The organism is Agromyces binzhouensis, assembly GCF_004135055.1.
GTDB lineage: Bacteria > Actinomycetota > Actinomycetes > Actinomycetales > Microbacteriaceae > Agromyces > Agromyces binzhouensis.
Window position 1 is genome coordinate 1 of record NZ_SDPL01000038.1, and the last position, 13,683, is coordinate 13,683.

The following is a 13,683-nucleotide window of genomic DNA, read 5'->3' on the forward strand; positions in this document are numbered from 1 at the left end:
CGACGCGGGCGGCGCGATGGGCAGGGCCGACGGCGGGCGGATGCCCGGTGGCGGGCGGAACGCCGGAATCGCGCGCTGCACGCGCCCGATGCCCCCAGCCCGATCCGCCCGATCCGCCTCCGGCTCGTCCGGCACGACCCCCGGCGGGGGCACGATCCAGTCCGGCTCGCTCACGCCCCCACCTTAACGCGAGGCGACGGCGCCTCCGAGGACGGACTCCACCACGATCGCGCTCACGTTGTCGCGTGCGCCCGCCGCCAACGCGGCATCCACCAGCTCCCCGGCCAGGCCGGCCGCGTGCATCGAGTGCCCGGCCAGGATCCGCCCGATCCCGGCATCGTCGACCTCCTTGGTCAGCCCGTCGGAGCACACGAGGAACACCTGTCGGCCGGATGCCGGGATCAGCCAGACGTCCGGCTCGACGTGCGCATCGGCCCCGACCGCCCGCGTGATGACGTTCCGGTCCGGATGCCGCTCCGCCTCGTCCGCACCGATGAGGCCCGCGTCGACCATCTCCTGCACGGCCGAGTGGTCGACCGTGACCTGCTCGAGGCGGCGGCCGTCCCAGAGGTAGACCCGCGAGTCGCCGACGTTGAACACCATCCAGTGCACGCCACGGCCATCGCCGGCGTCGACCAGCGCGATCCCCGAGACGGTCGTTCCGGCCACGGCCGTGCCCTCGTCGCCCTCGTCGGAGAGCGCGCGGACCACGTCGTTCGAGCTGTGGATCGCGTCGAGCACGCGCTCCGGGGTCGACGGTGCACCCGCGTCGATGTGCCGGCGGAAGGTGTCGACGACCGCACGGCTCGCGGCATCGCCGCGAGCGTGACCGCCCATGCCGTCCGCGACGAGGTAGACGGGCGGCTGCGCGAGCAGCGAATCCTCGTTCACCGCGCGGACGTTGCCGACGTGGGTGCGGGCGCTGTGCACGATCCGTGCGGATCCCGTGGGGATGGGCACGACACCGCTGCCGTCAGACGTCACGTGATCGGGTCCTCTCTGGACAGGGCAGAGTTCACGCCGCGGGGCGCAGTCGCTCAACGCTAGCAAGCGCTCGCGGCGCGCGCGGCACTCTCGCCGGGAGCGATCGGACGGGCGCGCCGCTCAGCGCTCGACGGAGGTGCTGTCGGAGTCGCGGTCGTGCTCGTTCTCCTCGGTGAAGTGCGGGATCTCCTCGCCGAGCGTGTGGCCGCGGCGGCGGGCGTCGAGGTTCGCCTTCACGACGCTCGCCACGGTCGCCACCGCCATCGCCGCGATGATCACCGCGAGCGAGGTCCAGGTCGAGATGTCCGGAGCCCACTCGATGTGCTCGCCGCCGTTGATGAACGGGAGTTCGTTCTCGTGCATCGCGTGCAGCACGAGCTTCACGCCGATGAACGCGAGGATGAACGCGATGCCGTACTTGAGGTACTCGAGACGCTCGAGCAGGCCGCCGAGCAGGAAGTACAGCTGGCGGAGGCCCATCAGTGCGAACACGTTGGCCGTGAACACGATGAACGGGCTCTGGGTGATGCCGAAGATCGCCGGGATCGAGTCCAGGGCGAAGATCAGGTCGGTGGTGCCGATCGCCACGAACACGATCAGCATCGGCGTGAAGAAGCGACGACCGTCGATCATCGTGCGGAGCTTGATGCCGTCGTAGTCGTTCGTGATCGGCAGCCGGCGGCGGAGCAGTCGGATGAGCGCGGAGTCCCGGCCCTCGTCCTCGTGGTCGCCGAACGCCTGCTGCGCCGCGGTGTAGAGCAGGAACGCGCCGAAGATGTAGAAGATCCAGCTGAAGTTCTCGATCAGCTGCGCGCCGAGCAGGATGAAGATCCCTCGGAGGATGAGGGCGAGGATGATGCCCACCATGAGCACCTCCTGCTGGTACTTCCTCGGCACCGCGAACCTCGCCATGATGATGACGAAGACGAACAGGTTGTCGATGGAGAGGCTGTACTCGGTGAGCCAGCCCGCGAGGAACTGGGCACCGTGCTCGGCGTCGCCGATGACGAACATCAGCCCCGCGAACACGAGCGCGAGCGCGATGTAGAACACGACCCACAGGGTCGACTCCCGGAAGGACGGGACGTGCGGTCGCTTGATCACCATCAGCAGGTCGGCGACGAGGATCAGCGTCAGGACGACGAGCGAACCGACTTCGAACCAGAGGGGCAATGCGGTCACGGAGGGCCTTTCGGAGGGTGCGTCGAGGACCGAAAGTCTCTCCCGGCGCATCGGATGCGCCGCCACGCCCGGAGCGGCATCGACGGCGCTCGTACTGACGATCGTGGCCCGGACCGAACGGCCCGACGGGATACTCCCCTTCGCTCGGACGAGTCTAGGCGAACGCCCGCGGAAACGACGAACGCCCCCGCACGATGATGCGGGGGCGTTCGCCTGTCATTGGTGACCCCAGCGGGATTTGAACCCGCGCTACCGCCGTGAGAGGGCGGCGTCCTAGGCCGCTAAACGATGGGGCCTCGCTGCGACGTCATCGAGTATGGCATACGACTCCGGCGCATTCCAAATCGACGCCGCCGGGCGGATCCGGACCCGCGCATCAGGCGAACACCCGGAGTGCGCCGGGCGCCACCTCGACCTCGATCGGCAGCGGGCCGACGCGCTCGCCGTCGGCGTACGCGATGATGTCGTCGGCCTCCACACGGACCCGACGCGCCCGCACGAACTCGACGGCCGGATGGTCCACATGCTGCCCAGCGAATACTCGCGGGAACACGCCGAGCAGGCCGATGCGCGACAGGGGATGCACGATGAACACGTCGAGCACGCCGTCGGCGAGGTCGGCGTGCGGGACGATCCGCATCCCCCCGCCGATCGACGGGGTGTTGGCGACCGAGACGAGCATGGCGACCTGGTCGCGCCGGACGCCGTCGATCGTGATCGCGTACCGGCGAGGCCGGAAGGTCGCGAGCTCCCGCAGGAGCGCGATGGTGTACCGACTCGGACCGCGCGGCCGCGACATCCGGTTCGCCCGTTCGTTCACCACCGCGTCGAACCCCGCTGACAGCACGCAGGCGAACCACGTGCTGAGCCCGCCGTGCCGCATGTGGCCGAGGTCGATCTGCTGCGGCGGCCGTCGGAGCGCCTCCACGAGCGCCTCGATGCCCGCCTCGGGGTCGTCGTGGGGCAGGCCGAGCGCGCGGGCGAGGTCGTTGCCCGTCCCGGCGGCGACGAGACCCATGGGCACCTGCGTGCCCGCGAGCACGTTGACGCCGAGCGAGACCATGCCGTCGCCGCCGACGACGACGAGGCCGTCCGTCCCGGCCTCGAACGCCGCCTGGACCTCGCGCCGGAGGAGCTCGAAGTTGTCGGCCCGGAGCACGGTCACGACGTACCCCTCCGCCTCGAGGCGGCGCGCGGCGGCCGGCCCGATGGACCGGTTGCGACCGAACGAGGCGCTCGGGTTCACCGCGAGCAGGAGGCGACGGGGGCCACGCGACATGCAGTGATCATGGCAGGGCGACCCGGTTGCGCGCACGACACGCACGGTGTTGGCTCGGAACATGCGCGTCACCAAGCTCGAGCACGCCGCCCTCGTCGTGGAGCACTCCGGCGATCGGCTGTTCATCGACCCGGGCAAGTTCACCACCCCGATCACCGAGGCGTCCGGCGCGCTCGCGGTCGTGATCACGCACCTGCACGACGATCACTGGACGCCCGAGCAACTCGGTCGCATCCGCGACCGCAGCCCGGACGTGCGGGTCTTCGGACCAGAGGGGGTCGTCGCTGCGGCCGCCGGGTCCGGCATCGAGGTCGTGCGCGTCGCGCCCGGCGACGAGGTCGAGGTCGGCCCGTTCAGGCTGCGCTTCTTCGGCGGGCGGCACGCCGTCATCCATCCGTCCATCCCGGTGATCGACAACGTGGGCGTGCTCGTCAACGACGCGCTCTACTACGCCGGCGACTCGTTCGCCGTGCCCGAGGGCGTCGAGGTCGACGTGCTCGCGGCTCCCGCCGGCGCGCCGTGGATGAAGATCTCGGAGGCCATGGACTTCGTCATGGCGGTCCGGCCCAAGCGCGCCTTCCCCACGCACGAGATGGTGCTCTCGCGCGCAGGCAAGGAGCTGTCGAACGCCCGCCTCGGCTGGGCGACCGAGCAGGGCGGCGGCGAGTACCTTCCCCTCGAACCGGGCGACTCGTTCGACGCGTGAGGCGGATGCCGCGGCATCCGCCGGCGGACCGACGGATCAGCCCCCCGGGCCGCCGTTGCCGCCGCCGTTGCCGTTGCCGTTGCCGTTGCCCGGACCGCTGGAGTCGCCGCCGCCGTCGTTGCCGCCGCCCGAGGGAGGCTCGCCCGGCGAGGCGGGCCCGGTCGCCGGTTCGTTCGACGGGGGCGGATCCGGCTCGACGACGCGTCCGTCGGGGAAGGACCCGGGTCCTGCGACGGGCCCGAGGCCGGCCTGGGTGAACGCGTCCCCGCCGTACTTCGCGGCTGCCGCGGACATCACCTCCGGCCACATCCGGTGACGCGCGGTGGCCGCCTGGCCCGTGGCGAACCAGATGCCGCGCTGGTTGGCGTCGCCGTTGACGCTGACCACCGCGGCCGCCGTCGCGACCTTGGAGCTCGCGCCGACCATCCACGTGTCCTTGGCGCCGTCCGTCGTACCGGTCTTGCCGATGAGCGGCACGGCCGGGACGGTCGCAGCGCGAGACGCCACCGCGGTCCCCTGCGTCATCACCATGCCCATCGCGGTGTGCATCGCGGCCGCGACCGGTTCGGGCACCGACTGCCTGCACTCCGACTTCGGCGGCGGGATCTCCTCGCCGTCGCGCCCCGTGATCCGGTCGATCGCGACCGGCGTGCAGGTCTTGCCGTTGTTCGCGATGCCCGCGAAGGCGACCGCCATCGACAGGGGCGCGACCTCGTTCGTGCCGATGACCGAGGACGGACCCTGCACGAGCACGTTCCCGTCGGCGCGGTGCACGCCGAACGACTCGGCCGTCTTGCGGATCCCGCAGAGATCGAGGTTCTTGGCCATCCCGATGAAGCCGGTGTTGATCGATCCGATCGTCGACTCGAGCGCACTGTAGTTGGCGCCGGACTCGTTCGCGTCGTTGCGCGGGTTCCAGTCGCCCGCGAAGTGCGGCCCGAGGCAGCTGTCCTGGAAGACGCCCCAGTTGCTCTTCGGCCTCGAGTCGACGCGCTCGGCGAGCCCGTGGCCCTGTTTCAGCCACTCGGCGAGCGTGAAGACCTTGTAGGAGGATCCGGGCTGGAATCCGCGGGAGCCGCCGTAGTCGAAGTCGGTGTTGTAGTTGATGCTCGTGTACTGCGGGCCCTTCTCGAGCACCTTCGGGTCCTGGCTGTAGGCCCGGTTCTGCGCCATCGCGAGCACGCGGCCGGTTCCGACCTCGACAGTCGAGATGACGCCGCCGACATCCCATCCCGGGTAGGTCGCCGGGACGTGCGCGGCGATGGCCCGCTCAGCCGCGGCCTGCAGGTCGAGGTCGAGGCTCGTGTAGACGTTGTACCCGCCGCGACGGAAGTTCAGCAGTCGCGACGCCTCGTCCTCGCCGAACACCGGGTCGTTCTGCAGGATGTGCTTGACGTAGTCGCAGAAGTAGGCGCTGCCGCCCGCCGTCTGGCATCCGGTGCTCGGCTCGGTGATCTTCGGCTCCACCGGCGTCGCGACCGCCTCGTCGAACTCGGCCTGCGTGATCTTCGACTCGTCGAGCATGCTCTGCAGGATGTAGTCGCGTCGCGCGTGGTTCGCGGCGTACCCGTCCGCAGCGCCGTTGACCTCGTTGTTCGGCTGGTCGAGGCGGAACTTCGACGGGTTGTTGACGATCGCGACGAGCGATGCCGCCTGGGCGAGCGTCACCTTCGACGCGGACGTGCCGTAGTAGTAGTTGGCCGCCGCCTCGATGCCGTAGACCGTGCCGCCGAAGCCCGCGATGTTCAGGTACCCGAGCAGGATCTGGCTCTTGGTGTAGCGCTTCTCGACCCCGATCGCGAGCCGCATCTCCTTGAGCTTGCGATCGATCGAGGTCTCGGTGACGGCGTCGTAGCACCCGTCGCGCTCCGCCTCGTCGACCGCGTCGCGCTCGCATTCCTGCACGCGCACGTTCTTGACGTACTGCTGCGCGATCGACGAGCCGCCTTGCGTCTCGCGACCGCTCGCCGTCGTGACGGCGGCGCGCATGGTGCCCTGCAGGTCGACGCCGTTGTGGTCGTAGAAGCGGGGGTCCTCGCCGGCGATGGCCGCGTCCTTGACGTACTGGCTCACCTCGTCCCACTCGACCTCGACCCGGTTCTGGTCGTAGAACGAGGCGAGTAGCTTCTGCTTGCCGTCGGACTGCTTCGCGTAGATGTTGCTCTTCACCGAGAGCTCGCCGATCTTCAGGTAGCTCGGCAGGTTCTCGAAGAGCGAGATGGTGCCGGATGCCGCGACACCCGCCGTGGCGATCGCCGGCGTCACCGCCGCGGCGACGAGCAGCGCCGCGGCCGCGCTGACCGCGACGAGGCCGAGCAGGCCGCCGAGGACACCGCCGAACGTGCGCGGTCGGGTCACCGCGCGATCGTGCGTGTCGCCGTACATCATCGAACCGAACCCCGACCTTCCCGCCGTCCCCACCCGTGCCGGACGCAGGGGTCCGGCCGCATTCGGCGTGACTTCCATCACACCTCAGGTATCGGCGCTTGTAAAGCGACGCGACGCGCGCCCCCTGGTCTGCTACCCGGAGATCACTCCGCGAACCCGGTGCCCCACGGCGATGGCCTCGCCCGACAGGGCGGACAGCGGCGAGATGAGGAATGCGACGAGGTCCGCGATCTGGGTCGGCGAGGACTCGCCGCCCTTCCCCACCTCGACGTCCGCTGACGGCTCGGGCGTCACCAGCCCCGGATTGACCGTGTTGACGGTCACGCCGGACCCCGCGGCCGCATCGGCCAGGTTCTTCGCGATGACGTTCAACGCGGCGTTGCGCACGGCGCCCGTGATGTTCCCGGTGACGAACGCGTTCTGCCCGCTCACGCCGACGATCCGCCCGTACTCCGCCGCGGTCATGACCGGGAGCGCGGCGTTGGCGACGCGCAGGAACGCCAGGGCCTTCGCATCGAACGCCTCGGCGACCTGGGTCGGATCGCTGCTGCGCGCGGGGTCCAGCGTCTGGGCCGCCGGCGCCGCGGTCACCACGACCGCGTCGAGTCGGCCGTGTTCGTCGATCACCCGCTGCACCGCCGACCGCGCGGAGTCCTCGTCGCCCGCGTCGAGCACGATGCCCTCACTGGGATTCCTCGACGCGACCACGACGGTCGCGCCCTCCTCGCGGGCGCGCCGGACGATCGCCGATCCGATGAAGCCGCCGCCGCCCACGACGAGCACGACACGACCGGTGAGCTGAAGGTCCATCCGCTCACGCTAGCGCGACGAGCCGACCACGGTGGACCCGGACGGGCGACGTCAGCGAGCCTCGGCCGCCAGGGAGCGGACGGCGTCCTCCAGCGACCGCCGGTCGCGGATCGGGCTCGCGCGAGGGTAGCTGGTGGTGAGGAAGTGCTGGGCGTACGGGAAGCAGGCGACCGAGAACGGCGCGTCGGCCCGGAAGTCGGCGCCGAAGGTGTTGCGCTCCACCTCGACGGTCTCGAGAGGGAGCTCCAGCGCCCGCGTCATCTCACCCGGGTCGAAGACGAGCCCGAACGGGACGGAGTCCGCGTGCTCGAGCCGTCCCCCGTAGTCGACGGACAGGTTCCCGTCCACCCACAGCCGCTGATCGAGCGGCCGCATCGCACCCGTCGCCAGTGGCGCCGTCATGGTGAGCGCGTTCGGGCGCTGCCGGCTCCGGACGTCGACGATCACCTCGCCGGCATGCGACGTGGTGACCACGGCGCGATCGGTGGTGGAGGCCGAGAACCCCTGCCCGGGGTCGTAGTTGATCGTGTTGGATTCGTAGTCGCAGATGACCCACGTCAGCATCCCCGTGCGCGTGTCCTCCGCGATGAGGTAGAGCTCCACCCGAGCACCCCAGAACACCGACGCGTGGACGTTGAACGCCCCGAGGATGGCGCAGGCGCGCGGCTCGTCGTCGGCGAACATGGCGGTCGGGATGAGGCGATAGCCCGGAGGCAGCAGCCGGGTCGCAGCGACCTCGTCGCGGATCTCGTACGCCAGGAACGTGCAGTACGGTTCCACGACGAAGCCCATGTAGTCCTCGCTCCGGGCGTGCGACACGATCCGGCGCTGCAGGCCGAGGGGCAGCCTCGCGAGCATCTCGGCCCGCCCGTACAGCGCGGCGACGCCCTTCGGCGAGATCGTGCCCTCCGTGTGGGTGATGAACCTCTGCAACTCCGATGACCCGATCCGCGATCCCATGGCGGCCAGCGTAGGAGCGTCGACGCGGTGGGCGAATCGTCCGGATGGTTGAGATCGAGCCCGTCGGCACGGAACGCGCCGGTCCGGCACGATGGAGCGTGATGCCCACGTTCACCGGACCGGAGTGGCTGCTGCTCGGCCTCGCCGCATTCGCGGTCGGAGCAGCCAAGAGCGGCATGCCCGCGCTCGGCCCGATCCCGGCCGCGATCTTCGCGTCGGTCCTGCCCGCCAAGGCCTCGACCGGGGCGGTCCTCGGCCTCCTCCTCGTCGGCGACCTCATCGCGGTACGGATGCACCACGCCCACGCCGACTGGAAGGTCCTCCGCCGTCTCCTCCCGTCCGTACTCGTCGGGATCCTCCTGGGCGTCGTCGTGCTCTGGGCCGCGAACGACGTCACGGTGCGCCGCATCATCGGCGCGACGCTCCTCGTGCTCGTCGCCCTGAGCGTCGTGCTCATGCTCCGCCGGCGCGCCGACGCTGCCGCCGGACTCGAGGCCCGACCGGTTCCGCCGGCGCTCTCGCTCGTCTTCGGCCCGCTCGGCGGGTTCACGACGATGATCGCGAACGCGGCCGGCCCGGTGATGACGCTCTACTTCGTCGCCTCGCGCCTGCCGGTGCGGGCGATCCTCGGCACGGCGGCATGGTTCTTCCTCATCGTGAACACCATGAAGCTGCCTTTCTCGATCGGCCTGGGACTCATGACCCCGGAGTCGCTGCTGCTCGACCTGCTCCTCGTACCCGCGCTCGTGCTGGGCGCCTTCGGCGGGCGGATGGCGGCGGGCCGCATCTCGCAGGCGTGGTTCGAGCGCGTCGTCCTGCTGCTCACCTTCGCGTCGGGGGTGTACCTCCTGGTGTGAACCGGGGTTGCGATGCGGGTCGACGGAAAGTAGTTCATGTGCAAAACTACATTCGGCGCGCCGACGAGGTCGCGCAGACAGGAGCCCGCATCGTGAACGTCGTCATCGTCGGAGCCGGCATCGCCGGCCTCGCCACCGCCCTCAGCCTCGAGGCCGCGGGCATCCGCGACATCCGCATCTTCGAGCGCGCGTCCGAGATCCGCGGTCTCGGCGTCGGCATCAACCTGTTGCCGCACGCCGTGCGCGAACTCACCGAGCTCGGCGCCGCCGACCGGATCGAGGCGCTGGGCGTCGCGCCGTCGCGCCTGGCCTACTACAACCGGCTCGGCCAGCCGATCTGGTCCGAGCCGCGCGGGCTCGACGCCGGCTACCGCTGGCCGCAGCTCTCGGTGCATCGGGGGCGGCTGCAACTCGCACTGGTCGACCTCGTGCGGGAACGCCTGGGCGAGGTCATCGAGACCGGGCATCGCCTGGTCGACGTCTCCGAGGGCGCGGACGCGGTCTCGGCGACGTTCGACACCGCCGCAGGCCCGGTCGACGCGACGGGCGACCTCGTCATCGGCGCCGACGGCATCCACTCGGCGCTTCGCGCGATCCGCTACCCGGACGAGGGCGCACCGCCGTGGAGCGGACTCACCCTCTGGCGCGGCACCGCGGTTATCCCCGGCTACCTCGACGGACGGACGATGATCATGGCCGGCGACGGCGACCAGAAGTTCGTCGCCTACCCGCTGAGCGCGCCCGACGGCACCGGCCGGCAGCGCGTGAACTTCATCGCCGAGCGGCGCGGCGAGGGCTCTCCCGACGCCGACTGGAACCGCGCGGTCGACCCGGCGCCGATCGTCGACCTGTTCCGGGACTGGCGGTTCGACTGGCTCGACGTGCCCGCCGCGATCGCCGCCGCCGACGAGATCCTGGAGTATCCCATGGTCGACCGCGACGCGCTGCCGCGGTGGACCTTCGGCCGAACCACCCTCGTCGGAGACGCCGCCCACGCCATGTACCCGAACGGGTCGAACGGCGGGTCCCAGGCGATCCTCGACGCGCGCACCCTCGCCTTCCGCCTCGCGAGCGCGCCGACCGTTCCGGCGGCCCTCGAGGCGTACGAGGCCGACCGACGCCCGGCGACCGCGGCCCTCCTCGAGATGACCCGGCGGACCGGCCCCGAACGCGTGATGCAACTCGCCTACGAGCGCGCACCCGACGGCTTCGCCGACGTCCACGACGTGATCCCCGAGGAGGAGCTGGCCGAGATCGCCGCCGCCTACAAGCGCGCGGCGGGATTCCACCCCGACCTGCTCAACGCGCGGGCGTCGATGACCGTCGAGCATTCCGGAGCCCGCACGGAGCGCACCCGGACGGCGAACCCATGAGCTTCGACGCCGCCCGGCTCGCCGCCGTCGTCTCCCCGCTCCGCCGCGCGATCCTCGGCGCCGCGCGCCGCCGCGAGGGGCTTCCAGAGCTGCCCGACGGGCAGATCGAGGTCATCCGTGCCCTCCCCCGCGGCACCGTCGCGTCGCCGAGCGAGCTCGCGGCGTCGCTCGGCCTCGGCCGTCCCACCGTCAGCAACCTGCTGAGCCGCATGGAACGCGACGGCCTCGTCGCTCGCACCCCACGCGCCGGCGACGGCCGGGGCGTCGACGTCGCGGCATCCGCCCACGCCCTCGACCTGTTCGTGCGCTTCGACCGCGCCTCGACCGCGATCGTCGCCGATGCGGCATCCGCCCTGACCCCGGAGGACCTCGCAGCCCTCGACGCCGCGCTGCCGGCGCTGGAACGACTGCGCGACCTCCTCGTCGACCTGAGGCACGGCGACGCGGCCTCGGGCGGCGGAGGCGCCGACGGCGACGCGGAGGGGCTCGCATGACCGATCGGCCCGCACCGCCGGTGCCCACGCTCGAGCCGGCCTTCGAGGTCGTCGTGCAGGTCGGCGCCGTGGACGACTACGGCGACACCCGCGCGGGGCGCCGTCGGGTCATCGGGATCATCGGGGGCCGGATCACCGGCTCGATCGTCGGCGAGATCCTGCCTGGCGGCGCCGACTGGCAGCTCGTACGACCCGACGGCACGCTCGAGATCGACGGACGGTACTCGGCACGCACCGACGCCGGCGACCTGCTGTTCCTCCGGGTGGCAGGGGTCCGCTCGGGCGAACCGGACGTCCTCGAGTCGCTCCTCCGCGGCGACGCGGTCGCGCCGACGGCGTACTACTTCCGCACCGTCGTCACGATCGAGACGTCGGCACCGCACCTCGCGGACCTGCAGCGCTCGGTGTTCGTCGCGTCGTGCATCCGCGACGCCGACGCCGTCCGGTACACCGCGTACCGCGTCACCTGACCGCCCGCGCACGCGGAGCTGCGCGCGCAGATGAGGCAGGGAGGCGCGGGGCGTCGGCGGCACCCGGAAGTGCGGAGAGTCGCGCCCCTGGGACCGACCGCTGGGACGCGGCTGCCCCTCTCGCCGTCCCGTCCGACCGCGGCGATTCGCCGGATCCGGTCGCGCACCACGACGGCCCCGGCATGACCGGGGGTTTCCACTTGCTGGGGTACCTGGACTCGAACCAAGAACAACTGAAGTCGATCTCGCCCCGTCGAAGCTGGCCCACGAAGGCTGGAGTTCCGTGGATCTCATGCGCTCCAGTGCCCGTGCTGCTACGGACTCATACGGGCCGAATCTGGTCTCCGAGCAGCGTTCTCGACAGATTTCCGGTCGCCTGCGACGGCGGTCGGCGCAGGCGTGACAGGCAGCCTATCGGAGCGCGTCGCGACGGACTCGGCGAGCCATCGAGCGGAATCGGTGCGTCAGCGCGCTCGGCCCGAATCGAGCTCCTCGGACGCGGGCGCGACGACCGACGCCCACCGAACCAGCGCTGGCCCGAATTGGACGGGTTCACCTCTGCGGGCGAGCGCGGCTCCCCCGGGAACGCAGACGGTCGTGCCCGTCAGGTCGGCGTGCACGACGAGGTCGCCGTGCGGGGTCGGGACTACGGCCGACGCCCAGTCCAGTTCGCCGAGCCGCGGCTCGACCTCGAATCGCGACCAGCCGTCGTCGAGGGGGCGGAGCCCCAGCACCGCCTCGGGGATGACCGCGGCCGGTCCGGCCGACCAGCCGTGGCAGAGGCTGCGGCCGAACGGCCGCCCGTACATGGCCAGGTCGTCGGCGCCCGATGGCGCCTCCTCCCAGAACGTGCCCGGGCCGGCATCGACCATGGCGCCCCAGATCCGGTCGATCTCCTCGAGCACCGCGTCGTGCTCGCCTGCGGCGAGCCGGGCGCGCAGTCGGAACGCCGTCATGAACGGTGTCCCGGCCGCCCCGGTGCGGATCGACGACGCGACCCCCTCGGGCACGCCGTGCGGATGCATCCCGGCGAGCACCGCCAGGAAGTTGGCGTACGGGGCGGGCGACGCGCTCGCGGCAGCAGCCCCGAGATAGTCCGCCCAGCGGTCGGTCTCCGCGAGCCATCCCTCGGACCGGACGGTCGTCTCGACGACGTCGGCCATGGCGGCCCATCGAGCCGCGCCCGGATGCGCGGCCCGCCCGAGCAGCCGGCCAGCGCTGCGCAGGGCCCAGATCCAGAGCATCTGGAGCGCCACGGGGTCGCGGCCGTGCTCGATGGCGAGCCCCCAGTCGAGGAAGACCGAGCCGGGTCCGGAGTCGACGAACCCGCCACGCTGGGCCTCCGGACGGAAGACGCCGCGCTCGTCGGCGTATCGAGCGAGGTCGGCGACGAACGCGTCGACGTGGTCGGCCTCGCGCTCGGCGAAGGCGAGGTCGCCGAAGTACCGCACGTACAGGTCGGCGTTGACCACCCACCAGAGCGAGTAGTCGGCGATGCCGTTGACGTACCCGTGGTCGGGCCGGCCGAGCGCGACGAGCCCGTCGGCGACGACCCCGCCGTCGCCCAGCGCGAACGCGTTCGCGAGCGTGCTGAGCGCCTGGTCACCGGCCCACGGCATGCGGTCGCGCTTGATGCCGTCGATCATGAGGCCTTGTTCGCACACGCGGAGCGTGTACTGCGCGGACGCCCAGATCCGGGTGAGCCGGTCGTCGGAGCATGCGAAGGCACCGGGCCGGGCGACCGGCGCCACCTCGGCCCGCACGACGATCTCATCGGGCACCTCGTCGCCCGCGACGGAGAGGTACCTGAAGCCGAGCGGATGCCTCGTGCTCCAGCCGTCGTCGGTGCGGACGGCGTCGTGGCGCGTCTCCCGGTCCGCCTCGTCGGCGAGCGCCTCGGCGGGGCTCTCGCCGCTGCCGACACGTGGCTCCGGCCCCTCGGGAAGCATCGGCCTCCCGAGGACCGGGGCGCCGACGTCGTGGAGCCCGTCCGAGCGGCGGGCGGCCACGATATCGACCTGACCGGGCGGGTCGAGGTGCGGTGGCCGATCGCCGCCGGGACGGAGATCCACCGCCTGCCAGGGGCCGCCCCCCAGGCTGGCCGACCAGTCGCCGAGCGGCGCGCCGGCCGGGATGCCGATCGCGGGAACGGCTCCCGCGCCCGCCGCGACGTCGAACTC

At 71.5% G+C, this 13,683-nt stretch carries 12 protein-coding genes and 1 tRNA gene; 5 read left to right on the plus strand and 8 right to left on the minus strand.

Going from position 1 to position 13,683, the window contains the following annotated elements:
- Positions 1–183 precede the first annotated feature (183 nt).
- The 4 genes from ESO86_RS03915 to ESO86_RS03930 all read right to left on the minus strand — a co-directional run bounded on the left by ESO86_RS03915 (position 184) and on the right by ESO86_RS03930 (position 3,445).
- Entirely contained in the window at positions 184–984 is an 801-nt protein-coding gene (locus ESO86_RS03915) for a PP2C family protein-serine/threonine phosphatase (protein WP_242492188.1), read from the minus strand.
- Positions 985–1,104: 120 nt separating this feature from the next.
- The gene (locus tag ESO86_RS03920; protein ID WP_129233578.1) at positions 1,105–2,217 is read right to left on the minus strand and encodes a TerC family protein; all 1,113 of its coding nucleotides are present in this window, start codon (positions 2,215–2,217) and stop codon (positions 1,105–1,107) included.
- Positions 2,218–2,386: 169 nt separating this feature from the next.
- Positions 2,387–2,462: transfer RNA gene (locus ESO86_RS03925), tRNA-Glu, on the minus strand.
- Between the two features lie 80 nt (positions 2,463–2,542).
- Positions 2,543–3,445, minus strand: a complete 903-nt coding sequence (locus tag ESO86_RS03930) for a diacylglycerol/lipid kinase family protein (RefSeq protein ID WP_129233579.1) — start codon at positions 3,443–3,445, stop codon at positions 2,543–2,545.
- A 61-nt stretch (positions 3,446–3,506) separates the two neighbouring features.
- Between ESO86_RS03930 and ESO86_RS03935 the strand changes: the two genes are divergently transcribed.
- The gene (locus tag ESO86_RS03935) at positions 3,507–4,151 is read left to right on the plus strand and encodes an MBL fold metallo-hydrolase (RefSeq protein WP_129233580.1); all 645 of its coding nucleotides are present in this window, start codon (positions 3,507–3,509) and stop codon (positions 4,149–4,151) included.
- A gap of 36 nt (positions 4,152–4,187) precedes the next feature.
- Here the strand turns inward: ESO86_RS03935 and ESO86_RS03940 are convergent, their stop codons facing one another.
- The 3 genes from ESO86_RS03940 to ESO86_RS03950 form a co-directional block, all read right to left on the minus strand.
- Positions 4,188–6,509, minus strand: coding sequence for a transglycosylase domain-containing protein (locus ESO86_RS03940; RefSeq protein ID WP_165307294.1), 2,322 nt, complete (start codon positions 6,507–6,509; stop codon positions 4,188–4,190).
- A 162-nt stretch (positions 6,510–6,671) separates the two neighbouring features.
- On the minus strand, positions 6,672–7,349 hold the full coding sequence (locus ESO86_RS03945) for an SDR family oxidoreductase (RefSeq protein ID WP_129233582.1): 678 nt from the start codon (positions 7,347–7,349) through the stop codon (positions 6,672–6,674).
- Between the two features lie 51 nt (positions 7,350–7,400).
- A complete protein-coding gene (locus ESO86_RS03950; RefSeq protein ID WP_129233583.1) occupies positions 7,401–8,309 on the minus strand; it encodes a hypothetical protein in 909 nt (302 codons plus the stop codon).
- Between the two features lie 44 nt (positions 8,310–8,353).
- Here ESO86_RS03950 and ESO86_RS03955 point away from each other — a divergent pair, with 44 nt between their 5' ends.
- From ESO86_RS03955 to ESO86_RS03970, 4 genes are read left to right on the plus strand one after another with little or no spacing between them, the layout of a single operon-like run.
- Positions 8,354–9,166 (plus strand): sulfite exporter TauE/SafE family protein, encoded by an 813-nt coding sequence (locus ESO86_RS03955; RefSeq protein ID WP_242492189.1) that lies wholly within the window; start codon positions 8,354–8,356, stop codon positions 9,164–9,166.
- Between the two features lie 38 nt (positions 9,167–9,204).
- Positions 9,205–10,539, plus strand: coding sequence for a flavin-dependent oxidoreductase (locus ESO86_RS03960; protein ID WP_242492190.1), 1,335 nt, complete (start codon positions 9,205–9,207; stop codon positions 10,537–10,539).
- On the plus strand, positions 10,536–11,033 hold the full coding sequence (locus tag ESO86_RS03965; protein ID WP_129233584.1) for a MarR family winged helix-turn-helix transcriptional regulator: 498 nt from the start codon (positions 10,536–10,538) through the stop codon (positions 11,031–11,033). Before ESO86_RS03960 ends, ESO86_RS03965 begins: the two co-directional genes overlap by 4 nt.
- Positions 11,030–11,503, plus strand: a complete 474-nt coding sequence (locus ESO86_RS03970; RefSeq protein ID WP_129233585.1) for a DUF3237 domain-containing protein — start codon at positions 11,030–11,032, stop codon at positions 11,501–11,503. The genes ESO86_RS03965 and ESO86_RS03970 overlap by 4 nt, the downstream gene beginning before the upstream one ends.
- A 464-nt stretch (positions 11,504–11,967) precedes the next feature.
- On the opposite strand, the gene ESO86_RS03975 is transcribed toward ESO86_RS03970, so the two are convergent.
- Positions 11,968–13,683: alpha-L-rhamnosidase-related protein (locus tag ESO86_RS03975; RefSeq protein WP_165307296.1), on the minus strand; the 1,716-nt coding region annotated here is incomplete at its 5' end.

What these genes read in the sequence shown, in the direction of transcription:
- ESO86_RS03965 (WP_129233584.1), top strand. Translation starts at nt 10,536, where the DNA reads ATGAGCTTCGACGCCGCCCGGCTCGCCGCCGTCGTCTCCCCGCTCCGC.
- ESO86_RS03945 (WP_129233582.1), bottom strand. Translation starts at nt 7,349, where the DNA reads ATGGACCTTCAGCTCACCGGTCGTGTCGTGCTCGTCGTGGGCGGCGGC.
- ESO86_RS03970 (WP_129233585.1), top strand. Translation starts at nt 11,030, where the DNA reads ATGACCGATCGGCCCGCACCGCCGGTGCCCACGCTCGAGCCGGCCTTC.
- ESO86_RS03920 (WP_129233578.1), bottom strand. Translation starts at nt 2,217, where the DNA reads ATGCGCCGGGAGAGACTTTCGGTCCTCGACGCACCCTCCGAAAGGCCC.
- ESO86_RS03930 (WP_129233579.1), bottom strand. Translation starts at nt 3,445, where the DNA reads ATGTCGCGTGGCCCCCGTCGCCTCCTGCTCGCGGTGAACCCGAGCGCC.
- ESO86_RS03950 (WP_129233583.1), bottom strand. Translation starts at nt 8,309, where the DNA reads ATGGGATCGCGGATCGGGTCATCGGAGTTGCAGAGGTTCATCACCCAC.
- ESO86_RS03935 (WP_129233580.1), top strand. Translation starts at nt 3,507, where the DNA reads ATGCGCGTCACCAAGCTCGAGCACGCCGCCCTCGTCGTGGAGCACTCC.
- ESO86_RS03955 (WP_242492189.1), top strand. Translation starts at nt 8,354, where the DNA reads ATGGTTGAGATCGAGCCCGTCGGCACGGAACGCGCCGGTCCGGCACGA.